Annotated in this window: 19 protein-coding genes and 1 tRNA gene; 7 read left to right on the top strand and 13 right to left on the bottom strand. The window is 37.6% G+C overall.

The genetic code is table 11. The annotated features are described in order from the left end of the window. Positions 1-70: 70 nt before the first annotated feature. From arsM to QZL88_RS04865, 6 genes are all read right to left on the bottom strand, one after another. The gene (gene arsM, locus QZL88_RS04890) at positions 71-880 is read right to left on the bottom strand and encodes an arsenite methyltransferase (protein WP_288210251.1); all 810 of its coding nucleotides are present in this window, start codon (positions 878-880) and stop codon (positions 71-73) included. 15 nt (positions 881-895) lie between these two features. Next, positions 896-1,930, bottom strand: a complete 1,035-nt coding sequence (gene arsB / locus QZL88_RS04885) for an ACR3 family arsenite efflux transporter (protein ID WP_296938921.1) — start codon at positions 1,928-1,930, stop codon at positions 896-898. Further along, positions 1,923-2,348 carry an arsenate reductase ArsC gene (locus QZL88_RS04880; protein WP_026625801.1) on the bottom strand — a complete coding sequence of 142 codons (426 nt, stop codon included), beginning with the start codon at positions 2,346-2,348 and terminating at the stop codon, positions 1,923-1,925. The genes arsB and QZL88_RS04880 overlap by 8 nt, the downstream gene beginning before the upstream one ends. A gap of 73 nt (positions 2,349-2,421) precedes the next feature. Continuing rightward, the gene (locus tag QZL88_RS04875) at positions 2,422-2,886 is read right to left on the bottom strand and encodes a GNAT family N-acetyltransferase (protein WP_026625802.1); all 465 of its coding nucleotides are present in this window, start codon (positions 2,884-2,886) and stop codon (positions 2,422-2,424) included. 1 nt (position 2,887) lies between these two features. After that, positions 2,888-3,208, bottom strand: coding sequence for a metalloregulator ArsR/SmtB family transcription factor (locus QZL88_RS04870; RefSeq protein ID WP_026625803.1), 321 nt, complete (start codon positions 3,206-3,208; stop codon positions 2,888-2,890). 721 nt (positions 3,209-3,929) lie between these two features. After that, a complete protein-coding gene (locus tag QZL88_RS04865; RefSeq protein WP_255351472.1) occupies positions 3,930-4,064 on the bottom strand; it encodes a hypothetical protein in 135 nt (44 codons plus the stop codon). A 202-nt stretch (positions 4,065-4,266) separates the two neighbouring features. Here QZL88_RS04865 and QZL88_RS04860 point away from each other — a divergent pair, with 202 nt between their 5' ends. Next, a complete protein-coding gene (locus tag QZL88_RS04860) occupies positions 4,267-12,972 on the top strand; it encodes a glucoamylase family protein (RefSeq protein ID WP_296938919.1) in 8,706 nt (2,901 codons plus the stop codon). Between the two features lie 83 nt (positions 12,973-13,055). Here the strand turns inward: QZL88_RS04860 and QZL88_RS04855 are convergent, their stop codons facing one another. The 6 genes from QZL88_RS04855 to QZL88_RS04830 all read right to left on the bottom strand — a co-directional run bounded on the left by QZL88_RS04855 (position 13,056) and on the right by QZL88_RS04830 (position 18,389). Further along, positions 13,056-13,616 (bottom strand): AraC family transcriptional regulator, encoded by a 561-nt coding sequence (locus tag QZL88_RS04855; RefSeq protein WP_296938918.1) that lies wholly within the window; start codon positions 13,614-13,616, stop codon positions 13,056-13,058. 148 nt (positions 13,617-13,764) lie between these two features. Then, positions 13,765-14,055, bottom strand: coding sequence for an RNA-binding protein (locus QZL88_RS04850; RefSeq protein ID WP_288210246.1), 291 nt, complete (start codon positions 14,053-14,055; stop codon positions 13,765-13,767). A gap of 152 nt (positions 14,056-14,207) precedes the next feature. Then, complete coding sequence (locus tag QZL88_RS04845; protein WP_006844264.1) at positions 14,208-14,447, bottom strand: hypothetical protein; 240 nt, start codon at positions 14,445-14,447, stop codon at positions 14,208-14,210. A gap of 64 nt (positions 14,448-14,511) precedes the next feature. Beyond that, complete coding sequence (locus QZL88_RS04840; protein ID WP_296938917.1) at positions 14,512-15,558, bottom strand: hypothetical protein; 1,047 nt, start codon at positions 15,556-15,558, stop codon at positions 14,512-14,514. Next, on the bottom strand, positions 15,551-16,645 hold the full coding sequence (locus tag QZL88_RS04835; protein WP_296938916.1) for a nitronate monooxygenase: 1,095 nt from the start codon (positions 16,643-16,645) through the stop codon (positions 15,551-15,553). Before QZL88_RS04835 ends, QZL88_RS04840 begins: the two co-directional genes overlap by 8 nt. A 571-nt stretch (positions 16,646-17,216) precedes the next feature. Further along, positions 17,217-18,389, bottom strand: coding sequence for a site-specific integrase (locus QZL88_RS04830; protein WP_296938915.1), 1,173 nt, complete (start codon positions 18,387-18,389; stop codon positions 17,217-17,219). 135 nt (positions 18,390-18,524) lie between these two features. On the opposite strand from QZL88_RS04830, the gene QZL88_RS04825 reads away from it, so the two are divergent. From QZL88_RS04825 to QZL88_RS04815, 3 genes are all read left to right on the top strand, one after another. Continuing rightward, a tRNA-Ser gene (locus QZL88_RS04825) sits at positions 18,525-18,612 on the top strand. A 76-nt stretch (positions 18,613-18,688) separates the two neighbouring features. After that, entirely contained in the window at positions 18,689-19,207 is a 519-nt protein-coding gene (locus QZL88_RS04820; RefSeq protein ID WP_296938914.1) for a thermonuclease family protein, read from the top strand. Between the two features lie 193 nt (positions 19,208-19,400). Then, positions 19,401-20,783, top strand: coding sequence for a tyrosine phenol-lyase (locus QZL88_RS04815; protein ID WP_296938913.1), 1,383 nt, complete (start codon positions 19,401-19,403; stop codon positions 20,781-20,783). Positions 20,784-20,928: 145 nt separating this feature from the next. On the opposite strand, the gene QZL88_RS04810 is transcribed toward QZL88_RS04815, so the two are convergent. Beyond that, on the bottom strand, positions 20,929-21,531 hold the full coding sequence (locus QZL88_RS04810) for a nitroreductase family protein (protein WP_296945010.1): 603 nt from the start codon (positions 21,529-21,531) through the stop codon (positions 20,929-20,931). Between the two features lie 437 nt (positions 21,532-21,968). On the opposite strand from QZL88_RS04810, the gene QZL88_RS04805 reads away from it, so the two are divergent. The 3 genes from QZL88_RS04805 to QZL88_RS04795 are packed head-to-tail and all read left to right on the top strand — an operon-like array spanning position 21,969 to position 26,116. After that, positions 21,969-22,628: an HAD family phosphatase gene (locus tag QZL88_RS04805; protein WP_296938912.1), complete on the top strand. Its 660-nt coding sequence runs from the start codon at positions 21,969-21,971 to the stop codon at positions 22,626-22,628. Then, complete coding sequence (locus QZL88_RS04800; RefSeq protein WP_296938911.1) at positions 22,628-23,530, top strand: class I SAM-dependent methyltransferase; 903 nt, start codon at positions 22,628-22,630, stop codon at positions 23,528-23,530. Before QZL88_RS04805 ends, QZL88_RS04800 begins: the two co-directional genes overlap by 1 nt. A 9-nt stretch (positions 23,531-23,539) precedes the next feature. Further along, the gene (locus tag QZL88_RS04795) at positions 23,540-26,116 is read left to right on the top strand and encodes a hypothetical protein (RefSeq protein ID WP_296938910.1); all 2,577 of its coding nucleotides are present in this window, start codon (positions 23,540-23,542) and stop codon (positions 26,114-26,116) included. Positions 26,117-26,173 lie beyond the last annotated feature (57 nt).

Below are 26,173 nucleotides of genomic sequence, written 5' to 3'. Positions count from 1 at the left end.
AAATTGATAGATTCAGGAAGGAATGATCGTCCTGAATCCATTTATTTGCAACCATATTCTTTAAACTTTGCTATTTTATTCCTGTTACAGTAATCGAATAAATGCCGACATTTCCCGCTTTGTATTTGGCTATCGTTGATTCATCTAAATGCTCCTGTAAAACATCATCAGGAATGGCAACTGTTTTTGTTCGTTCAATCTTTATATCAGTAAAATTAACCTTTTTGATCTCTCCTAAATAATCGTCCTTTTGTATCGCACTGGCAATACAACCCGCATACAAGGAAGCATTATCTGTAAACTCTTTAGGGAATACGCCATTCAGCACAACATCAGAGATACAAAAATGACCTTCTTTTTTCAATACACGATATATTTCTTTAAATATTTTATCTTTTTCGGGTAGCAGATTTAAAACACAATTGCTTACTACTACATCAATAGAATTGGCAGGCAAAGGCATATTTTCAATGTCTCCTTCAATAAATTCGACATTGGTATACCCTCGCTTTGTTGCGTTCTTCCGTGCCTTTTCGATCATTTGTGGCGAAAAGTCAATACCGAGTACTTTTCCTTTTTCTCCGACTTCTGCCCTGGCTATAAAACAGTCGTTACCTGCACCTGAGCCTAAGTCTAAAACGGTATTACCATCTTTAATATCTGCATACTCAGTAGGCAATCCACAGCCTACACCCAAATCAGCATCGGCTTCATATCCTTTAAGCCCGCTATAATCTTCACTCATGATCGTAAAGACCTTTTTTGTAGGAGTAGCAGGACTCGTTCCACAACAGCAACTGGATTTTAAAGCATCACTATTCAAAGCCAATTCACTATATCTTTGTTTTACCAAAGCTTTCTTTTCTTCGTTCGTGTTCATATTAAAAGTGTTATTTTATTTATAATATTTCTTTTTGAGCCAAAAGGCAATGTTTACCAACAGGATAAGTACAGGCACTTCAACCAATGGGCCTACTACGCCTGCAAAAGCCTGTCCGCTATGCAAGCCGAAGACACCGATAGCAACTGCAATAGCCAGTTCAAAATTATTGCCGGTGGCCGTAAATGCTATCGAAGCATTTTTATCGTAAGACGCCCCCATTAATTTTCCTGCAAAGAAGCTGAGGAAGAACATCACCACGAAATAGATTAATAACGGTATGGCTATCCGTACTACATCCAATGGGATTTGTACGATCAGTTCACCTTTGAGGCTAAACATTAATACAATGGTAAATAGTAAAGCGATTAAAGTAATTGGTGAAATTGCAGGGATAAACTTATCCTTATACCATTGTTCCCCTTTTATTTTAACCAATATCAAACGGCTTAGAATACCTATCAGGAAAGGAATACCCAAATAGATAGCGACTGTTTCGGCTATTGTACCTATGGATATATCCACGATTGCCCCTTCAAATCCGAATAAGGGAGGAAGTTTTGTTACAAATATCCAGGCATAAAAACTGTAAAAGAATACCTGAAAAATACTGTTCAGGGCAACTAATCCTGCACCGTACTCCGTATTGCCCTCTGCCAGGTCGTTCCATACAAGCACCATCGCTATACATCGTGCAAGACCTATCAGAATAACCCCAACCATGTATTCAGGATAATCGCGTAAAAAAAGAATGGCAAGTAAGAACATTAAGACAGGCCCGATAATCCAATTCAGAATTAACGAAATAGATAATATCTTTACGTTAGAAAACACTTTTGGCAGTTGTTTGTAATCTACTTTTGCCAATGGCGGGTACATCATCAGGATAAGACCGATTGCCAGAGGAATATTTGTTGTCCCACTCGACATGGAATCTATGTAGTTACTGAAAGAAGGTATAAAATATCCCAATCCTACACCGATAGCCATCGCAAGGAATATCCAAAGTGTTAAGTTCTTATCTAAGAAACTCATTTTCTTTTTACTCATGACCTTTTATCTTATCGGTGTATAATTCATAAAAAGCTATTTTGATTTCATCCCTTACCCTGATATACTCGGATTGAATAAATTCGGCTGTTCCCGTAGCTTCGGAAGGATCGTCAAAGCCGATATGCAGACGGTTCTTTACTTTTCCCGAGAATGCAGGACAGCTTTCATTTGCTCCACCGCAAACAGTAATCACATAGTCCCACTCATCATTCATATATTGCTCTACACTATCGGATGTATGGTGCGAAATATCTACACCTGCATCCTGCATGACTTCTATTGCCTTTGAGTTTACTTTTCCGCTTGCTTTTGTCCCTGCGGAATAAACAGACAATGAAGGATCGAATGATTGTAAAAATCCATGAGCCATCTGGCTGCGGCAACTATTTCCCGTACATAGAATTAAAATTCTCATATTGTTTATAATTTCGTATTTACACTAACAGTTCCTATTTCGTCGAGTAACGAATATATCTCTTAAAAAAATATCAGGATAAAACTTTTGACATTTTATAGTTTGTCATGGAGATACCAATGCAAACGGTCTGTTGTTCCAGAATAACATAGCCTTTTTTTGAGAAGAAAGGCTCGGCTGTAATACTGACATCAGCAGTTATTTCTGAAATATCTTTCAACCGTGCATATTCTTCAATCTTTTTAAGTAAGAATGTTGCAATCCCTTTGCCCTGATAGTCTTTATGGACAAACATAGAATTTAAATATCCTGACAATTTTAAGGCGGCAAACCCTAATATCGTATCGTTTTCCTCAGCAAGTATAAAGTATTGCTCATTTATCCGCTCCTCCCATACACTCGCTTCTTCTCCTCTTGCAGCCCAGCATCCGACCTGTTCGGGTGTATAGTCTTTCAGATTGACTGAAAGGATAGTTGAACGAAACAGCTCTTTAATAGCAGGGATATCCTTTTTTGTTGCAAACCTGATGTCCATCATATCAGCAAATATCGTCTGTTTTCTGTAATTGGGTAAAAAAGCCACTAAACAGTTCTTTGGCTTTATTCCAGTTCTCGTTATTGATACAATATTTCACGGTGGGTAATGTAATTGTTCCCTGAATCAATCCTGCATCTTTCAGTTCGTTCAGATGCTGTGACAGCGTGCTTTTGGCAATCGGTAACACCTCTGACATATCGCCATGATAGCAGCATGACTCATTGGCAAGCATTTCTAATATCGCTATACGAATAGGATGTCCTAATGCTTTAGCAAAGCGTGCTAATTGCTCCTGATCGGCTGTTAATTCTTTCTTTGACATAGACTCGATATTTATTGTTCGCAAATATACGAATAAAGATCGGATTCGCAAGATTGCGAATGTTTATTTTGTAAATTATCTTAGAGAGAAATATCCAGATATTAATCTAAAGTTTTCAAAGAGTAACGAAAGAGGAAAAGTTTTTTAGTATCTTAACTTTGACTATATAGTATCATTTTTTTACTACTACATAAATTCTATTTGAAGATGAAAATCTAAGAAATTCAGTTCTCTAAAACGAAAATTTTATATCTTTACAAAAGATAAGTTGCTCTTTATATATTGAGGAAATTAAGCATATCTAAGAACTAAGCTGGTTTCTAAATCGTTACCTGTTTTAAAACGAAGGTCGTGTAATCTGTTGATTAATAGCTAAAAAAAGTTTTCACTGTGTCTTGCAAGGTGTAAGGTCAATAAAACGTAAATCAGAGCATATCTAAGAATTATATCGTTAATAAATATTAAAACACATACATTTGCTTAGAGTTACAATTAGCAAAATGGTGCAAAACGAAGAAGTATAATAGTTACCAAATATATCTGAAAAATTTGCTCTGAAAAATAGAGCAAATTACAACATATTAATATTTTGCGTTAACATCAGTTTATTAAGCATTTAGTATAAGTAATTTTTTAAAAGCACAAGACATTGAATTATAGTCAGTTTCTTCTCCTTAGGATATATTCACTCCTACCAAGTATAAAGCCCAAACTTTAATCGTTATTTTTTCAAGTCATCCAACCCTTTGCGATTCTTTTCTGCTCGCTTATTAGCCTTATCCGCTCGTTTCTCTTTTAGATTCTTTTGAGGAGCTTTTCTGTCTGCTCTATCTTTTCCTTTTTGTTCTTTTGACATAGTTTTTTTGTTTTAAATACTTTTTCAAGATCAGGATTTCTTATCGAAAATATATTACATAATTAAAACTATAAGTTACATAATTAATAGTTTCAACCGTTTTCATGGCTTTATCTATGAATTATGTAACTTATTGAAAATGTTATGTAACACAAATTCCCATAAATCGGCATACCTTTTAAAATAAACAGAAGAAACAAATATGTTAGATTTTAGAGGTTATAAGAAATCCCAACACAAAGTCAATAATAAACCTTTTTACGGTGAATTGTTTAATACAGAACAGTTGGCAGAGTATTCGAAAGCGCTTGGAGAGGATCATCAGGCAACAGGGAGTACACAGAGTAATTATCTGCGAGAGCAATTAGATTATAATGATGTTATTCTGCACGATTTCAATAATGAAATGTTAACAAGCAGCAATCGAAGTTATGTAACTCCCGCTATCGAATGGATGATTGACAATTTCTATTTAATTGAAGAGCATATTTTATTAGCCCGACATCACTACCCCAAGGAATATAACCAAGAACTTCCTTGCCTCTTGAAAGGTGAATATAAAGGGATACCCCGTATATATTCTTCAGTCATAGAACTCATCTCCCATACAGATTCTCAGATTGATATAGAATCACTTTCTGCTTTTTATAAGGCATACCAAATAAAATCTGCCCTCAAGATAGGAGAGCTGTGGGCAATCCCTATTATGTTACGGTTAGCGTTAATCGAAAATTTGCAACGTATTGCAACTCGATTACAGTTAAATACGAAACATCGCGATATAGCAAAAATGTGGGTCGACAAGCTGGAGGATATTGCTCTCAAAAAGCCCTCTAAATTGATTGAGATAGTAGCTGATATGGCACATTCCGATATCCCGACATCCGGTTCTTTTGTCTCAGAATTCAGTCAACGGTTATCGTCTCAAAATTCGGCATTACAAATAGCCCGCAATTGGCTCGAACAAAAACTGGCAGAAGATGGACTTTTCATAGACGAGCTGATTTATCAGGAAAATCAAAATCAGGCAGTAAATCAATTATCTGTCAGTCATATCATAAATAGTCTCCGGTTTATAAATACAACCGACTGGAAAATATTTGTTGAAAGACAAAGTATTGTAGAGCAAATTTTACTTAAAGATCCAGCTGGAATTTATGGATCTATGGACTTTAATACTCGTGATCATTATCGACATATTATAGAATCATTAGCACAAAACAGTCTTAGATCAGAGATTGAAATCGCTCAATCTGCAATTACATTAACCCAATTGTATAAAGATACAGGGACACAACAAGCTCATGTGGGCTATTTTTTAATAGGTAATGGAAAATATTTACTCAAAAAAGAAATTGATGTAAAAAAGACTATCACTACAAGAATAAAAAATGTATTCAGAGGTGCTCCTTTAGCTATTTATGCCGGATCTACAACTATATTGTCCCTACTTGGATTTATCTTATTTGTTTCTGTTTTTCAATCCAAAGAAATATCAATAACACATTGGCATTTCTTGATCTTAGCATTCCTTTTCTTTATTTTCATTAGCCAATTTGCTGTATTCTTTGTCAATTGGATAATTACCCTTTTTGCAAAACCGGATATTCTGCCCCGACTTGATTTTTCCAAATCAATACCGACCGAATGCCGCACAATGGTGGTTATTCCAACCATCATTTCAAATGAGGAAAATGTTGATAGTCTAATTTCCCAATTGGAACTTCATTATCTGTCGAATAGAAATACCAATCTTCATTTTGGATTATTGACAGACTTTCCGGATGCTCCTAAAGAGAAAGAGGCCTCCGATGATCTTTTGCTCAATCTGGCACGTTTGGGAATTGAAAATCTCAATAGAAAGTACAAGATTGATAACGGCACTCTGTTCTATCTGTTTCATCGCCCTCGTCAATGGAATCCGAAAGAAAAAACGTGGATGGGGTATGAACGGAAAAGGGGTAAACTAATGGAATTTAATTCGCTACTAAGAGGCAAGGAAAACAATTGCTTCTCACACATTGATGGAGACCGGTCTATATTGCCGAGCTTTAAGTATGTGATAACCTTAGATGCAGACACACAATTGTCTCCCGACACTGCTCATAAGCTGATAGGAACAATGGCTCACCCACTGAATCAGGCAGAACTTGATGTGAAACGAAATGTTGTAATCAGGGGTTATGGTATTCTTCAACCTCGCGTTTCGTCCAATCTTGTCAGCAGTCAATGTTCCCCTTTCTCACGCTTGTTTACAGGTGACTCGGGTATTGATATTTACACACGAACTGTATCCGATGTCTATCAGGATGTATTTCACGAAGGTTCTTATGTGGGTAAGGGTATTTATGATGTAGATGCTTTTGAAACCAGCTTAAATAACCGTTTTCCTGAGAACAAAATACTTAGCCACGATTTGTTGGAATCATCCTATATACGTTCCGGACTTGTTAGTGATATAGAAGTTTCCGAATCATTTCCTTCGGGTTATAATATAGATGCAAACCGTCGTTTTCGCTGGATACGGGGCGACTGGCAAATCTTACAATGGGTATTGCCTTACGTTCCTAATTCGGGTAAAGGTTTTTCCCGAAATCCTATTTCGAGTTTAAGCAAATGGAAAATACTTGATAATTTACGCCGAAGTATAGTCTCGCCTGCAACATTGTTATTCTTGATCGGATTTGCAACATTGTTTCCTCAAAAACTTTGGTCAGGTCTATTGTTGATTCTTCTCATTACCGCTCTTCCTTTTGTATTGGAGAATATAACCAACTCTTTACGCAAAGCAAAGGACCAATCGTGGAAACTCCATTTATGGGAGGTCTTAGAAAAAAGTATGCATCAATTTAAACAGGTTTTATTTGCATTAGTTGTCCTCCCATACGAAGCCTATCTATGTGTAAAAGCAATTATTGTCACTCTTTGGCGACTGACTATATCTCATAAACATCTGATGGAATGGCAAACCTCTGCCGATGTAGAGAAAAAAGCAGTTAATACACTATCGGGATTCTATAACAGGATGTGGTTTTCGCCTGTAATGGCTATTCTGTGCGGAATATCGTTAGGTATATACAACCCGATCTTACTATACGTTTCTCCGTTATTATTTATATGGATAATTGCGCCATATATCGCTTGGCGTGCAAGTTGTCCTATAATCCCCAAAATATCTAAAATAACAAATGAGCAATATCTTCTATTACACCGTATAGCCCGTAAAACCTGGCATTTTTTCGAAGTTTTCGTTAATGAAAAAGAGAATTGGTTAGCACCCGACAATTTTCAGGAGACACCTAATCCTGCTATTGCTTCCCGGACTTCTCCTACCAATATAGGTCTGTCGTTATTAGCCAATTTATCCGCTTTTGATTTAGGATACCTGACAGCCGGAAAGTTTGTAGAGCGAACTAAGCTGACCTTTGATACTATGACAAAACTGCAAAAACATAGGGGGCATCTGTATAATTGGTATAATACTGAAACACTTGAGCCTATGTTCCCGCTGTATGTTTCGAGTGTAGATAGTGGTAATCTGGCAGGGCATTTGCTTACACTCACCCAAGGGCTAAGGGAATTAGAAAAAGACAATATTTACAAGCCTGTTATTTTCGAAGGGATGCTTGACACTGTACAGACAATGAGAAACATTGACTGCAAAAACAAGGCTTTGATTTTATTCGAAAAGGAATTGTCTAAGCCTTTGCCCGAAACATTAACTGCTGCGTTTGCCCTTTTAAAATCGGCAGAACAACAAATCGGACAGATCAATAATACTTTATCATCCGACGATGCCATACTGAACTCATGGGGTGCGGTATTAAAGAAAAACTGCAAGGAATATGTTGATGAAATGCTTTTTCTTGCCCCTTGGCTTGCCATATCACTTTCTGTTCCTGTTGAAAGATCGGAAGAAAGTATTGCAGATGTACAGATGAATCATATAATCTCTGCATTGGAAGCTTTAGATTATGTGCCTACGTTAACACAAATAGCCAATTTAGAAACTACCGGTATTTGTTCACAAATTCAATCTGTATTAGAGCAATTGTCCGGCAAAGATAATTTATCAGCTGATAGAGAAATAAAATACTTAACACAATGGCAGGCTTGTATGAAGGATGCAATAAAGAATGCAAAACAAAGAATACGTATTGTCAATGTTCTGGCACAGCAAAGTGATAGTTTTGCCAAAATGGATTTTGCCTTTTTGTATGATCCAGTAAAGAAGTTATTCTCGATCGGATATAATGTCATCGAACAACGGATGGATCAAGGTTCGTACGATATGCTAGCTTCCGAAGCGCGCCTATGCAGTTATGTAGCTATAGCCCAAGGACAAATTCCGTTAGAGCATTGGTTTTCGCTCAGCAGATTACTTATTTTTTCGCAGGGAAAACCGATATTGGTTTCATGGAGCGGTTCTATGTTCGAATATCTGATGCCACTGCTGGTTATGCCAAATTATGAGCAAACATTGCTCGACCAAACCTACAAAGGAGTAATCTATGAGCAAATCGAATACGGTAAAAAATTCAATATTCCTTGGGGAATTTCAGAATCAGGATTAAATCGTACTGATACTCAATTCAATTATCAATATAAAGCTTTCGGGATACCAAGTTTAGGATTGAAGCGAGGTCTGTCAAAAGATCTGGTGATTGCACCTTATGCCACTCTTCTGGCTCTGATGGTTAATTCGCGACAAGCGTGCGAAAACTTGGAACGCCTTACTGATGACGGCTTTGAAGGCATGTATGGTTATTACGAGGCTGTGGATTATACACCATCGCATCTGCCGTTAAATGAAACAAGCATAGCTGTTCACTCCTATATGGCACATCATCAAGGTATGGGACTTGTATCGATATCCAACATAATGAAAGGAAATAAGATGCAGGAGCGTTTTATGTCTTGCCCGATGATTAAGGCTTTTGAGCCTTTATTACAGGAAAAAAATCCTCATAATATAAAGATCGATGTTATATCGGATGACTCTAAATTTGAGATAGAAGGGACTAATCCGTTATTATCTAACAGTGTAAGTTATACTCGAGTTTTCGATAATAAAAACATACCACCCGAAATCAACTTGCTATCTAACGGACGTTATCAGGTAATGATAAATAACAGTGGTGGAGGCTATAGCCGATGGAATAATTTAGCTGTCACCCGTTGGCGTGAAGATGCAACCGCAGGTTGTCATGGATTATTTGTTTATTTGTGCGATGTTGATACAGGAGAATACTGGTCGATTGGAAACCAACCGATACCAAGTTCTTCTGATGATTACAGCGTAAAATTCACTCAGGCTTATGCCGAATTTAAACAACAACATTCTAAATTAGAAGTAGGAACAACCATCTGTGTTTCACCCGAAGATGACATGGAACTGAGGCGAATAACCTTAACCAACCATACCAATAAGTCACGGAGAATAGAACTGACTACATACAGCGAAGTAGTTATATCATCACAAGATGCAGATGAAGCACACCCCGCTTTCAATAACTTGTTTGTACAAACCGAATTCAATGCAGCAGCCTCATCCATATTGTGTACCCGTCGTCCCCGTTCGCAGGAGGAAACCCCACCATACTTGCTGCATTTGCTGTTATCCGGGCAAGATCAGGAAAATGACGTTTCATGCGAAACTGACAGGGCTTCTTTTGTTGGTCGTGGACATTCATTGGCAAAGCCTTCGGCAATGAGGCAATCCGGAACGTTATCAAATAGTGAGGGTTCTGTTCTTGACCCTTGTATTGCATTGCGACGGTCGATTGTTATCCCGGCCCGAAAGAGTGTAAAAGTATATGTACTACTAGGTATGTCCGAAACCCATTTAGGAGCATTGTCCCTATCGGATAAATACCAGAATATTCGTATGACAGATCGTGCTTTCGAATTGGCATGGACTCACAGTCAGGTGGTTCTTTACCAACTTAATATCACCGAGACCGAAGCTCAGGTTTTTGCGAAAATGGCAGGATCTTTGGTTTATGCAAATCCTTTGTTCAGGACAGATCCAAATACTATAAAACATAACAAACGCGGACAAAGCGGATTGTGGAGCTATGGCATTTCGGGTGATATTCCGTTAGTGTTATTACGAATAAAGGATATAACAAATATAGAACTGGTGCGTCAATTGGTTTTGGCGCATGCTTACTGGCGGATGAAAGGTTTAGTGATCGACCTTGTTATATTGAACGAAGATACATCAGTGTATCGCCAATCGTTGTATGATGAGATAATAAGCCTGATACATAGTGGCGTAGAAGCTACATTCTTAGAAAAGCAAGGTGGCATTTTTGTTCGACGTGTAGAGCATATGCCCCACGAAGATATATTACTCCTTCAGTCTGTTGCCCGAATTGTAATCGATGATGAGCAAGGAACATTATTCGACCAAATGGAAGGTAAGTTAACTACGGATGTTCAAACTCCGATATTAAAACCAATACATGCTATCGAAGAGGTGAGTACAACAAGCTTTGTACCCAATGATGTTATTCTTTCAAATGGTATCGGTGGATTTTCTCCCGATGGGCAGGAATATATTATTACATTAAAACCAGGAGAATCGACACCGGCTCCTTGGTCCAATGTATTGGCAAATGAACATTTTGGAACGGTAGTATCTGAGAGTGGAAGTGCTTATACCTGGGGCGAAAATGCACATGAATTCCGTATTACACCTTGGCATAACGATACAATACAGGATTCATCAGGTGAAGCCTTTTATATTCGCGACGAAGAAACAGGACAATACTGGTCACCAACACCTTATCCCGCAAGAGGAAATACCCCTTATGTTATTCGACATGGTTTTGGCTACACTGTTTTTGAGCATACTGAAAATGAAATAGAATCAGAATTATGGATGTATGTAGCTTTGGACACATCAATAAAATTCACAATCTTAAAAATAAAGAATCTATCCAATCGTCCGCGGAACTTATCTGTTACCGGCTATTATGAATGGATATTGGCAGAGAAAAAATCTAAAAGCCTTTTACATACTCAGACAGAAGTCGATATAGAAACAGGAGTGCTTTTTGCTCATAATTTTTATAACTCAGATTTCGCAGGAAAGATTGCTTTTATAGATGTCAATGAGTCCCGAACAGTGACAGGCGACCGAAAAGAATTTATTGGACAAAATGGAAGTTTATCTGATCCTGATGCGATGAAGCATACTCGTCTATCAGGAAAAACAGGAGCAGGCATTGATGCTTGTGGAGCTGTTCAAGTTGTTTTTGATTTAGCAGAAGGAAAAACCAAAGAAACTCGCTTCAAATTAGGTTTTGCTCAGAATAAAGAGGAGATGAAACAATTAGTCCGTCGTTATCGACAAATAGGATCTTCACGACAAACATTGGATAATGTTCGTAATTATTGGAATCAAACACTTGGTGGAATCAAAGTAGATACTCCTGATTCTACTGTCAATGTAATGGCTAACGGTTGGTTGCTATATCAAACATTGAGTAGCCGTATTTGGGCACGTTCAGGATTCTACCAATCGGGAGGAGCTTATGGTTTCCGCGATCAGTTGCAAGATGTAATGGCTCTGGTTCATGTTGAACCCGATATAACCCGAAAACAAATACTTCGTGCAGCCGCGCATCAATTTACCGAAGGCGATGTGCAACATTGGTGGCATCCTCCGATGAACAGAGGGGTTCGAACGCATTTTTCGGATGATTATTTGTGGTTGCCTTATGTTGTATGTCAATATATTTCGAGTGTTGGGGATAATGACATTTTAGGTGAGATTGTATCGTTTATCGAAGGTCGGGAGCTACGGGCAGACGAAGAATCATATTACGATCAGCCCAATCATTCAGCCGAATCAGCATCCCTTTACGAGCATTGCGTGAGAAGTATTAAGTACGGTCTTAAATTCGGCGTACATGGCTTACCCCTCATGGGATGTGGCGATTGGAATGATGGTATGAATCTGGTAGGAAAAGAAGGAAAAGGCGAGAGTGTCTGGCTCGGTTTCTTTTTGTACGATGTATTAGTCAAGTTTTCGGATGTGGCAAGGCTTCGCAATGATGAATCTTTTGCTCAGTACTGTGTAAATCAAGCAAAAGAATTGCAAAAAAACATCAGGTTACATGCTTGGGATGGCAAATGGTATCGTCGAGCCTTTTTTGATGACGGTAGTCCTCTCGGTTCTGTCTTGAATGAAGAGTGCCGGATTGATTCTATTGCTCAAAGTTGGTCGGTAATTAGTGGTGCAGGAGATAAGGAGCGTTCGGCAATGGCTATGAAGCAAGTTGATATGCAGCTAGTCGAAAGAGAAGCCAAACTTATCCGATTGTTTACACCTTCATTTGATAAATCATCTCTAAATCCGGGTTATATAAAAGGATATATTCCGGGAGTCCGTGAAAACGGAGGGCAATATACTCACGCAGCCATCTGGACAGCGTTGGCTTTTGCTATGATGGGAGAAACGGATAAAGCATGGGAGCTTTTTGATTTACTGAATCCGGTACAACATGGGGCCACAGCGGTAGCTATTGCCATTTATAAAGTTGAGCCTTATGTGGTAGCTGCCGATGTGTACACAAATCCTCAGCATCTCGGAAGAGGCGGCTGGACATGGTATACCGGTTCGGCATCATGGATGTATCGGCTGTTAGTGGAAACATTGCTAGGTATAAATCGTGTGGGAGATAAACTACTTCTAACTCCCCATTTGAAGAAAGAATGGAATAGTTACAAAGTACATTATCGTTTTCAAGACACTGTTTATCATATTACGTTCAATCGAGTCGAAGATTCTATAGAACCCTATCTTATTTTAGATGGGCAGAAGCAGAATGATTTAAACACTCTACATATGAAGAATGATTGTACAGAACATTTTGTGGACATGTGGATTAGAAAGTAACAAGATGTGAATTATAGAGCCTCTAGAAGAATAAACATAAAAGCTTCATTCAACGCTCAAGTAAAAGCCTTTGGAGGAGGCTTTTATAAATTCTCAATATTATTGCGACGTTTATTTTTAAGGTTTTTGTAAAAAGTAGGAGTTAAGCCGGTCACTTTTTTAAATTGATTGGATAAGTGAGCAGCACTACTATAATGTAATTTGTAGGAAATTTCGGCAAGGTTCAATTCATCATAAAGAATTAATTCTTTAACTTTTTCTATTTTATGTATAATAATAAAATGTTCTATCGTAATACCTTCAGCCTCCGAAAATAAATTGGCTAGATAAGTGTAGTTGTTATTTAATTTTTTACTCAGATAATCAGAAAAGTTTACTTTTAATTCTTCTCTAGAGTGATGTATAAGTTCTATAATTATAGTTTTTATTTGTTCTATCTGGATTGCCTTTTTATCATCCATCAATTCAAGTCCCGATTTCAATAGTATTGTACGAAGCTGCTCTTGCTGTTCAATTGAAATTTTCTCTAAAGTCTCTATTTCGCCTAACTGAGCGCTAGAATATTTGATTCCAATCTCCTCAAGATTGGATTTCACCATCATTATACAACGGCGACTAACCATATATTTGATATATATCTTCATTGGAGTGTTTATTTGATTGTAATATGCTGATTTATTCAGGCTTATTTGAAGGAGGATATAAAATATATTGTTTTATATTCTAAATGAGTACAAAAAACGGGTAAGTAATTACACCTACCCGTTTGAAATTATACATCAGTTCGTTTGATTAGTAACGATTTCCACCACGGTTGTTATAACTTCCGCTAGCTCTATCCGTTTTAGGACGAGCAATAGTTACAGTAATCGTCTTGCCTTCATAATCAGCATTGTTTAGCTCATCGATAGCTTTTTGCCCTTCTGCATCATTAGGCATTTCAACAAAGCCGAATCCACGCGATCTTCCAGTTTCTCTGTCTGTAATAATCTTAGTAGATTCTACTTCGCCATAGGCTGTAAATAATTCTTGCAAACTCTCGCTTGTTGTGCTAAAGTTTAGATTCGATACGTAAATGTTCATTCTTTTTATTATTAATTATTATTGGAGACATCCTTATTGGTTAGGCCGATCCTTACAGCATTCATCATGCCTCTTAGACCACTTTTCAAATTGGATGTTACCATATTATTGCTAAAATATCTTTGTTTATATAGAAATAGCTGTTCTGCGATTTATATCTTTGATTTATGCAATCTGATATATTTATCCACTCGGGCATCTATTTCCTCCTGAGACAAATGCGCCGGCAGTTCAATTGTTGTCCTTTCGCTAATTATGACATGAATAACAGACCCATTTTTTTCCTTTACATTTTTCAATACAGATTCAGCCTGCTGAGTGGCCGAAGTTCTTTCAGAGCGAGTTATCTCGCCCTCTTTCCTGTTTATCGAAGAGCTTTGTTTTGCTGCCATTTTTGTTTTTTTTAAATCTGCCTTTTCTATTTTTAGAGATACGAAAGAGTTGTTCAATAGCCTATCATTTCATCTGTTTTTCAGAAACCATATCTTTATATATTTGAGCTATTCGCAATAAGCGGGATGAACGATCATTTTCCGAAATAACAGGGTGATCTTTAAGTATAGTTATATTTTTTTTTCTTAATAGAACTAATAACAAGAGGTCTGAAGATGTTTTATCTATTGTTATATTTATATTTCTTCTTGCTATATATTGGGTCAGTTTGTCATATTCATATTTTGCAACATCAATAAGAGTTTCCCCTTTAGTAAGGAGTTCAGAGATAATTGTTTCGGGAGAATCCAATTTTAAGTTTAAAAACTCATCGTATAATAACCCCGCATTATTTGCAAATAGTTCCCCAACATTCAGTAATTCTCCCATTCTCACAGTAAAATCATGTACATCGACAAACTCACCTTCCTGAAGTTTCAATCTTTCATTTGTAGCTTCCAATAACCGTTGAATAGTTATATCTCCCGATTTTGTTATAAGCCCTAACTGATCGATCAAAAGCTTTTCATCTTTTGATAAATTTCCTTTCCGGGGCTTATATTGCAAGTCATGTTCAATTTCATTATATACATGTGACAATAGGCTGCAAACCTGAATTTCACACGTCGTATTTTTTAAATTAAGATTATCGATAAGATATTCGGAAGGTAAAGCTACCTGACAGTGAGTCGCTTTATAGTATTTGCCATTATCGCCATTCTTGTCTTTAACTTCAATTCTGATTTTATCATTACCCTTACCAATAAAAGTTCGCCGAATCTCCTCTACGACTTTCGGCCTGTCTGTTTCCTGATAAGTTATAATACGCACACCTGCAAGGTCGCTAATTCCATCAAATACACTGTTTACAGTTTGGTATTTGCTGCTTTTCCTTAATTTCTCTGTCAGACTTGTCGGACTTTTAGCTCTGTGTTGAACAGTAGCTCTGACAGTCAGATTCTTTTCGACTATGATCTGGCATATATCAAAAACTATATCGGCCAGTTTTTTATAACGATCATATTCTCTGATGTATCTTTTGACGGTTTCTTCTATCAAATTATCATCCATGAGATAGAACTATTGCTGATAATGCTACTTTTTCTGCTATAGCAAATTCTTCTTTCAATTTGCACACAACTTCTTTAACGCTACTTATTTTCTGGGCCAGATGAGCATTTATTCCGGCAAAAGCATATCCTTTTTTCATATCGCCTTTAGATGCATTGAATAATGCTTTCATTATACAATAGGGGCTCTTAGTATAGTCACAAGTTTTTATACAATGTACCGGACAGTTTTTAGGAACTTCTAATCCTTCGGCAACACGTTTGAGAAATTCTCCTTTGATGGCACGCCCGGGCATCCCTACGGGACTGTTGATTATCATTAAGTCGTCTTCTTTAGCTGTAAGATAGACCTGCTTGAAGGCTTCTGAAGCATCGCATTCCTCTGTAGTAACAAATATTGTTCCCATCTGTACAGCTGATGCTCCCATTTCGATAAAACGGTATATATCCCCTCCTGAAGATATCCCACCTGCGGCAATAACTGATATCGTTTTTATTTCTTTATATGAAGCTACCGTTTTTATAACTTCTGGAATTATTTGTTCAAGAGAATACTGCTCATCATCAAGTTGGTCTCTTTTAAATCCTAAATGCCCTCCGGCTTTTGGTCCCTCTACAACTATCGCATCCGGCAAATAACTGTAGTTATTATACCATTTCTCACAAATTATCTTTGCGGCACGGGCTGAGGAAACAATAGGCACTAATTTAGTTTTGCTATCGGCAGTTTGATAGGATGGTAAATCCAACGGAAGTCCTGCACCTGCAAATATTATATCTGCTTTTTCAGCGATGGCGGTACGTGCCATATCTGCAAAATTAGATAAGGCAACCATTATATTGACACCAATTATACCTTTTGTCTTTTCTCTGGCTAAACGCAATTCTTCTTTCAGTCCCCAAATACTATTCTTTATGAAATTTCCGTGACCTTTATGAATGAGGCCTAAACCAGCACATGATATAACACCTATACCTCCTTCATTAGCCATCGCCGATGCTAAACCGGATAAAGACACACCTACACCCATTCCACCTTGGACAACCGGAAGTTTTACTTCCATATTCCCTATAAAAAATGATTTCATCTTATTTACAAAAATGTGTCATGATCAACCGCATTATAGGCTCTCATAACTGATTAATACTATAAACAAGCGAGTTGATTTTGTTGTCGATTTTGACGATGGGAAGATCCGCAAACAGAGGCGGAGCAAATCATTGTGAAGAAAAGATACAATAAAAACTATATTGTTAGACATGTAAGATACGGAAACAAATCGACTTATTTGTTGTTTTGTAATATCTTATTAAAATATTTTCATTTTTTTATTTATAACTTTAGCATAAACATTGATATATTCGATCATTTTAGTAATACTCTCAACCTGAATCTCGCTGAAAGTAATAAAATTCTGAAATAATAAGGGAGCATATGAAAGTATATATTCTTAGAAAACCCCAAAAGACATGCAGAATACCTTTTGAAGAAATGGAAATTGTATAGAAATGCTTGTTCATATACAACAGAATTCTTATCTATAGTTTGCGACCAACTTCTTCAAGTGAAAATTAGAAAAAAGTACAGAAAAAGAAACATTAGAATAAAGCATTTTATATCTTTGCAAAAGATAAGTCGCTCTTTGTATAGTGAGGAAATTAAGCATATCTAAGAACTAAGCTGGTTTCTAAATCGTTACCTGTCGAAAGGCGAATGCTGCGTAATCGATTGATTAATAGATAATAATGAGCTTTATTATGTCTTGCACAATATGTAGTCAGAGGTATAGAAAGATTAATACTTTCCCCAATCTTCTTTAGATTCTTATTAGCTACATAAGTTACTTTCTTTATCCTTCTGAACTGCTGTTCTGCTGTAGTATGTATAGAATCATCCAGAATAGGAAATATATAGTCATTATTACCATTCTCATATCTCTGTATAATTTCTAAAGCATAAGGTTGTAATAAGAAACTTATTTGCTTTCCAGTCTTGTGCCTTTTATAGACTATTCTGGTTGAAACTATATTACTCCTTTTTAAATGTGCCATATCCACCATATTTATACCACACCCTAAATAACTGAATAGGAACAAGTCTTTACTGAACTGTAATAAAGATTGAGGTCTTTTGCTGATTGTCTGTACATCCAAAGATATAATTTTCTGAATATCTTCTTTAAGAATAGACCTCTTTGGCGTAGAATCTTTCAGTTTAGATACATTATATTCATTAAATGGATAATAGTCTTTCTTTACAATGTTATCCTTCACAGCCTTATTATAGACTGCTTTAAGAGTCCTCATTTTTATGCTGATACTATTGTTTTTATTTCCCATGTTTCTCAAATGAGTTTCATATTTATTCAGGAAGGGTACATCTATATCTACAAATTGTAATTGATTAATTTTTGTGAATCTTTCTAAAGAATTATACAATGCTTGATAATGGGTTGCATTGCCTATTCTATTTTCTTTTGTCAGGTTCTCTATGACTGAATTTAGATAATCATTTATAGATATATTCTTTGTTGGTCTTTCTACAGATTCAATAAGTTGGTTTATTGAATACTCCTTAGCTATAGATTGAAATTCTAATATTTGTTTTTGGTATTTAGATAATTTCTCTGTGATAATGTTATCTAAGTATTCTCTATCTGGACAATTGGGTTTTAACTTATTCTTTTTTGAATCCCAATATTGAGGTTGTATATTAATTCCTATTCTAATATATTTCCTCTTTTTGTTTTGTGTAAGTCTTATTGATAAAGGAATTTCTCCATTTACAGAAGGTCTGTGATTTTCTCCAATTACATCAATTTTAGCTTTCATTTTTTGTATACACTTTTGTATACACCAATGCTTCAAAAGCTTCTAAAATCATATCAAAAACTACTAATACTTTTACCTCTTGCATATCCAAAAATATCTTGTATCTTTGCACCCACAATGATTTAACCACATTAAGGAGAGGTGCTCGAGTGGTTGAAGAGGCACGCCTGGAAAGCGTGTATACCCCTAAAGGGTATCGAGAGTTCGAATCTCTTCCTCTCCGCATAGGAAAAATAAAAGGAGTAAAACGGGGTATTACCCTATTTTGGTCCTTTTTCTTTTTAAACAATACTCTTCTGATGAAAAAAATACTAACTATATTATCTCTTCTGCTAAGCACAGCACTGATTATTTATACAGCCTATACAGGAGAGGGTGGGAGCGATGCTGCAACAGGATCATTAACAGGTAAAGTTGTGAGTGTTGCCGATGGCGATACGTTTACCCTGCTGACGGACAATAATGAACGGGTTAAAATTCGTTTGTATGCCATAGATGCGCCCGAGCGAGGACAGGATTTCGGAACCAAATCGCGCGAATTCCTGAATGATTTATGTTACGGGAAGATGGTTACTATAGAAAAAAAGGATACAGACCAATATGGCCGTACTCTGGGCATTGCATTTGCGGATGGCGTGAATCTGAATGAAGAAATGGTGCGCAACGGTCTGGCGTGGTATTACAGCCATTATGCCAATGACCCGAAACTTGAGGCTTTGGAGCAATCCGCTCGTCGTCAGAGGTTAAACATATGGAGTATGAAAAATCCGGTTCCTCCTCACGAATTCAGAAAGAACAAAAGGAATAAAGATAAATAAACATGGAGAGTTTATAATGTTAAGTGAATTGCTTTGTGATAAAATGACAGAAAAATAAATATGTTTATCGCTTATTTTCTCGTATAAATATCTTATATTTGTTGAATGTCGCTGTCTTTATAGTCAAATAGATAGCTGTTAGCATTGGTTAGTATATTCTCGATATAGAAGTTTAACCCTAAAATACTACAGTATGGCATTCTCTAAGAAACCATGGGCAGAGCCCTACCGCATCAAGGTTGTAGAACCATTGAAAACAACAACACGTGAACATCGTTTGAAAGCAATGAAAGAGGCCGGATGGAATACGTTTCTGCTCCATGCCGATGATGTATATATCGACTTGCTTACCGATAGCGGTACAAATGCTATGAGCGATATGCAATGGTCGCGTATGATGATAGGAGATGAAGCGTATGCAGGTAGCCGTAGCTACTATTATCTGGAAGAAGTTTGTCGGAAATATTACGGATATAAATATATTTTACCTACTCATCAGGGACGGGGGGCTGAAAATCTCTTGAGTAAATGTACTATCACACCCGGACAGTTTGTTGCCGGAAATATGTATTTTACCACTACACGCCAACATCAGGAAATTGCCGGAGGTACATTTGTGGATGTGATCATAGACGAAGCTCACAAAAGCCAGTCCGATCATCCGTTCAAAGGGAATATAGATTTGGATAAGTTCGAAAAACTGATAAATGATAAAGGAGCAAATAATATAGCATATATTACAGTAGGTGCTCCCGTAAATATGGCCGGAGGGCAGCCTGTAAGTATGGCCAATATGAAGGCTGTGTCTGAACTTGCACATAAACATGGCATTAAGGTTGTGCTGGATGCAACCCGTAATATCGAAAACGCTTACTTTATCCAGCAGCGTGAAGAGGGTTATAAAAATAGAACGGTAGAGGATATCAACCATGAATTTTGTTCATATAGCGATGCGGCAACTGTAAGTGCGAAGAAAGACCTGTATGTAAATATCGGGGGGCTGGTAATGTGTAATGACCCCGATTTGTTTGATGAATTACGCAGCCTGATAGTAGTTTACGAAGGTATGCCTACTTATGGAGGCCTTGCCGGTCGAGATATGGAAGCAATGGCACAGGGGTTGATAGAAGCCGTTCAGGACGATATGATTGCTTCGCGTGTAAGGCAGGTGGAATATTTTGGTAATCTGCTTAAAGATGCGGGTATTCCGATTGTTTTACCAATAGGTGGTCATGGTGTGTTTCTGGATGCTAAAAAGTTTTATTCCCATATTCCGCAAGATCAGTTCCCAGCTCAGAAATTAGCCGCTGATTTATTTATCGAATCAGGAGTGAGGGGTATGGAACGCGGAATTGTTTCTGCAGGACGGAATAAGGAAACAGGCGACCATTATTATCCGGCGTTGGAACTCGTACGCCTTACTATTCCCCGGCGTGTATATACGCAGGCGCATTTCGATGTGGCTGCGTGGAGTATTATAGAAATGTATAAAAACAGGGAAAAAGCAAGAGGTTTGAAAATGGTTTATGAACCGAAATATCTTCGTTTCTTCCAGGCACGTTTCGAAGAGCTATGATATGTAGAAAGGATTTGACGTAATAGTTTTATTATAACTAACAAAAGGTCTGTGACCTTATTTGTAGATTAGTAGTGAGAGATTAAACAGAAAAAGCGGATGAACTCAATATTCATCCGCTTTTGAATTATATGTAATCACCTGCTTATTTAAAAACCACAACTCTTTCTTCGAGTGGTTGAAATTCTTTTGGCGCAGGTTCGCTGGTAGGAGTGCCGAATGGCATTTGGGCAATCAATTTCCATTTAGCATCGATAGAAAAAGACTTAGCTACTTCTTCATCTATTATAGGGTTGTAATGTTGCAGCGATGCTCCGAATCCCACTTGTTCGAGCATTGTCCAGATGGTGAACTGATGCATGGCTGATGTCTGTTGTGACCATACAGGAAAATTCTCGCTATATGAAGGAAATGCCTTTTGCAAGCCTTCCACAACGCTTTGGTCTTCGTAGAAAAGCACAGTGCCATAGCCGGCAGCAAAAGCATTGTTTATTTTTGCTTCTGTTGAAGGATATGCATCAGCAGGAACAATTTTTTTCAATACTTTTTTTACGATATTCCACAGTTTTTTATGATTGTCGTTCAGTAAAAGAACTACTCTTGTCGATTGGGAGTTGAATGCTGACGGAACATTTAATACAGCAAAATCGATGATTTCTTTTATTTCTTCATCCGATACAGGGCTTTTGTCACTGATGCTGTAATAAGTTCGGCGTCCTTCAATTGCTTTTTTCAAATTTTTCATAATGTGTCTGTTTTTGTGTATTACTATTATAGTTTATTTCACTATTTAACATTAATGTAAGCGTAAAAGTTTTGATTAAAGGTATAAAAATAATAATAGATATTCTTATATATATTTATATAATTAATGCGTGTTTTGCTGCAAAGTATGCTGAGTTAAACTTACGCTGTTATTTTTTTAGGTTGTAGCTGTGGCGGAAGTTAGATACTTTCTGTACTTCAGGTCTAAGTATGTTATACTAAATTTGCACCCATTTTAGATGGAATATAAGTAAGATAGGCCGCAGAATGATGTGTTTTTATCTATAATATTTTATCGACTGACGAGATAAAAGTCTCTCTGAATTTAAAATTAAACCTTATATCTATAAAAGTAATAAAAAGGTCTGCGACCATATCCAAGTATTTCGTACATTTGTGGCTGATTCTAATATTTAACATATGTCGTTTTCAGGAGTAATTTTCGATTTTAACGGGACATTGTTTTGGGATACCAAATTGCATAACAAAGCATGGGATATTTTCCTGACCAAGCATGACTTATATCTTTCCGATGAGGATAAATTTTCCAAAATGCATGGAAAAAATAACCGTGATCTATTTATCTCTATTTTTGGCGGGCAACTTTCCGATCAGCAGATAATTGATTATACAATGGAAAAGGAAATGCTTTATCAGGAATTGTGTTTAAGCACAGACATGCAGCTGGCTCCCGGAGTTACTGGTTTTCTCGATTTCCTGAAAGATGAAAATGTTCCTTTTACAATAGCAACCGCATCAGGAAAAGAAAATCTTGATTTCTACTTCGAGCATCTGCCGCTCAGCAAGTGGTTTGAATATGATAAGGTAGTTTACAATAATGGTAAGATAAAAGGTAAGCCTGATCCACAGATATATCAAACAGCATTGTCAGTGATAAATAAAAAGCCCGGAGAAGTAATTATTTTCGAAGATGCTGTCGCAGGTTTACAATCTGCCAGAAATGCGCAAGCCGGAAAAATTATCGTGGTGGACTCTAATGACGATGACTATACTGATTGGGCGGATTGCCAGATTATCAAAAGTTTCGATGAAGTAGACAGGACACAAATTAAGCGTTGATGAAGAAAATACACACCGATATATGCCCTGTTTGCGGAAGTATAGAACTGGTTCCGTATCTGTCTTGTAAAGATTATCTGACAACACAGGAAGTCTTTGATATTTGCCAGTGTAAATCTTGTGGTTTTGCGTTTACGCAGGATTTTCCTGCCGAAGAGGAGATTGGCCCTTATTACGATGCTCCGGAATACATCTCGCATTCCGATACTCGCAGAGGTGTTATAAATACCTTGTACCATTTGGCTAGGAAGATGTCCTTGAAATCCAAATCGAAGATAGTGAGCCGCTATGCTTCTAAAAAAACGGGAATGCTGCTTGATATCGGTTCGGGCACAGGCTATTTTCTGAATAAGATGAAAGAAGAAAAATGGATCGTTACAGGCATTGAAAAATCTGAATCTGCACGCAAGTATGCAAAACAGAAATTTGATATCGATTGCCAATGTTCCGACTATCTTAATAATGTTTGTGAAAAAACAAAAGATGTGATCACTATGTGGCATGTACTCGAACATATGGAGCATCTGAACCATGTGATGGAACATCTTTCGGCCATATTGAAAAATGACGGAACAGTTATTATCGCATTGCCTAATAAAAGTTCGCTCGATGCCGTTCATTATAAAGAATACTGGGCTGCTTATGACGTACCCCGCCACTTATGGCATTTTTCTCTTCCCGATTTTGAGCGTTTGGCAGAGAAACACCACTTAGAAGTGATAGATGTGAAGCCGATGTATTTCGATGCTTTCTATATTTCGATGCTTAGCGAGAAAAATAAGGGCACTTTTCTGGCCACTATAGTAGGCTTAGCCAAAGGTGGAATATTCTTCTTACGTACACTGGCCGATAAGAAGAATAGCAGTTCGCTGATATATATACTGAAGAAAAACAAAAAATAATAAAATAGGATGATAAAAAAGGAACAATCATTAGTTGGGAAAATAGTACCACATATTATTGCTATTATAGCTTTTTTGGCAATAACGATGATTTATTTCAGCCCGTTGATGGAAGGAAAGATATTGTCTCAGAACGATGTGATGCACTATACCGGAGGATCGCAGGAATTACGAGAATATTATAACAATGAAGGAGAATCTTCTGCCTGGACAGGTGCTATGTTTTCGGGTATGCCTGCCTACCAGATAGGTATATGGGGTGGTAGCCCCAATTTTCTCGATTATATAGAATATCCGTTGAAAGCCTTGGGTGGAAGCTCAGCCGGACCTGTCTTTGCAGGGATGCTGATGGCTTATATATTATTCTGCCTGATGGGATTCAAGCCCGGATTCTCCATACTTGGGGCAATCGCCTATTCGCTGTCATCCTATAATATTGTCATCCTCGAAGCCGGGCATGTGACCAAAGCGTGGGCACTCGCTTATATGCCGCTGATTGTGGCGGGGATAATGGTGCTGTTCCGGAAGAAAATACTTCTCGGAGGTCTCCTCGTCGCTTTAGGTTTGGCATTGCAAATTAAAAGCAATCACTTACAGATAACTTATTATACAGGCATCCTTTGTGCTATTCTGTTCATTGCGTTTGCCGTGCAGATGCTTTCGGAGAAAGATATAAAATCCCTCCTTAAAGCATCCGGAGCGATGGCTGTCGCGCTGGTACTCGCTGCTTTGTGTAATATGGGAAGTATCTATGCCAATATGGAAATGGCAAGGGAAAGTACGCGGGGAAAATCGGAGCTTACCGCTGCTGCGGCTTCTGCCGGAGAAAAACAATCGACGGGACTCGACAAAGATTATGTCTTTGCTTGGAGTTACGGAAAAGCTGAGACTTTCACCCTGATGATACCCAATATACACGGAGGTGTATCCGGCGGTACATTGGACCAGTCTTCGAATTTGTATAAAGAAATGGTAAAACAGGGGGCGCAGGTAGACCCTAAAGGAGTACAGGCATATACATACTGGGGAGCTCAGCCATTTACTCAAGGCTCTGTTTATTTCGGGGCGATTATATGTTTTCTTTTTGTATTGGGGATGATTGTAATCCGTAGTAAAGTAAAGTGGGGATTGCTGATTGCGACTGTATTCTTTATTTTTCTTGCATGGGGTAAGAATATGGAATGGTTCAATGATCTGTTTTTCTACCATTTTCCTCTCTATAGCAAATTCAGGGCGGTATCTACAGCCTTGGTTATTCCGGCTCTCACAATGGTGATAATTGCCGTATGGGGACTGAAGGGATTCTTTACGGCAGATATAGATAAAGAAAAACTGAAAAAGGCGCTTTATATTTCTCTTGGTATAATAGGTGGGTTGTGCCTGTTCTTTTGGATCGCTCCGGGTTTCTTCTTCAACTTTATGGCCGAATCCGATGCCGCTTGGCGTACACAGGTGCCTGATTGGTATTACAATGCTTTGCTTGCCGACCGTAAAGATCTGTTATCATCCGATGCACTGCGTTCATTGATATTTGTATTGCTGGCAGGTGCAGTGCTGTTTTTCTCACTCCGGACAAAGATGGAAAAGCAAAAACTGGCATTATATGGTTCTATAGCTATTATATTGTTGGTATTGGTTGATCTTTGGGGTGTAGACAAGCGCTATCTGAATGACTCTAAATTCGTCAATAAAAATACATACGAAACTCAAAGTTTCCCACAATCGACAGTTGATAAGATTATCCTGCAAGATAAATATCCATCATACAGGGTATTGAATCTTGCAAATACATTCGAAGATGCAAATACGTCTTATTATCATAAATCTATAGGTGGTTACCATGCCGCCAAATTGAAGCGTTATCAGGAGTTGATAGACCACCGTTTGTTTAACGAAGTCGGATTTATCCGGCAAAAAGCGAATGCTTTATTGCAGCAGGAAGTCGCCAAACTTCAACAAGGACAGGGAAGCCCCGAGACTATCAACCAGGCTATGCAAGATAGTATTTCTCCGATGTTTGGAGCCACTACAGCATTGAATATGCTGAATGCCAAATATGTGATTTATCATCCGGAACTGGCACCGATAGTGAATCCGTATGCTCTGGGTGAAGCATGGTTTGTACCGGCATATAAGTTTGTGAATAATGCCGATGAAGAGATCACGGCTGTCAATACCCTTAACCCGCTTGAAATGGCAGTTATAGATAAACGCTTCGAACAGGAGTTGTCGGGGCTGAATATAGTTACGGATTCGACAGCTACAATCACAATGACAGAATACAAGCCGAACATACTTAAATATAAGTCGAAAGCCGCAACCGAGCAATTAGCCGTATTATCGGAGGTTTATTTCTCTGACGGCTGGCAGGCATATATTGATGGTAAGGAAGCGCCGCATTTCCGTGCCGACTGGACACTGAGGGCAATGCGTGTTCCTGCGGGCGAACATGAAATTGTATTCAAGTTCGAACCTAAAGACTATTATCTGAGCCGTACAGTTGCTACTGCTTCATCCGCTGCCCTGATATTGTTGCTGATCGGTATGGTGGTAATGCCTTTTGTCAGGAAAAAACAAGAAGAATAAATATACTCTTGTCATTCTGAACGAAGTGAAGAATCTACAAAACATGAGATTCTTCAC

This window comes from uncultured Dysgonomonas sp., assembly GCF_900079725.1.
In the GTDB taxonomy this organism is placed as follows: Bacteria; Bacteroidota; Bacteroidia; order Bacteroidales; family Dysgonomonadaceae; genus Dysgonomonas.
Note: the sequence above shows the minus strand (reverse complement) of the source record. Positions and strands in the feature narration are given on the sequence as shown.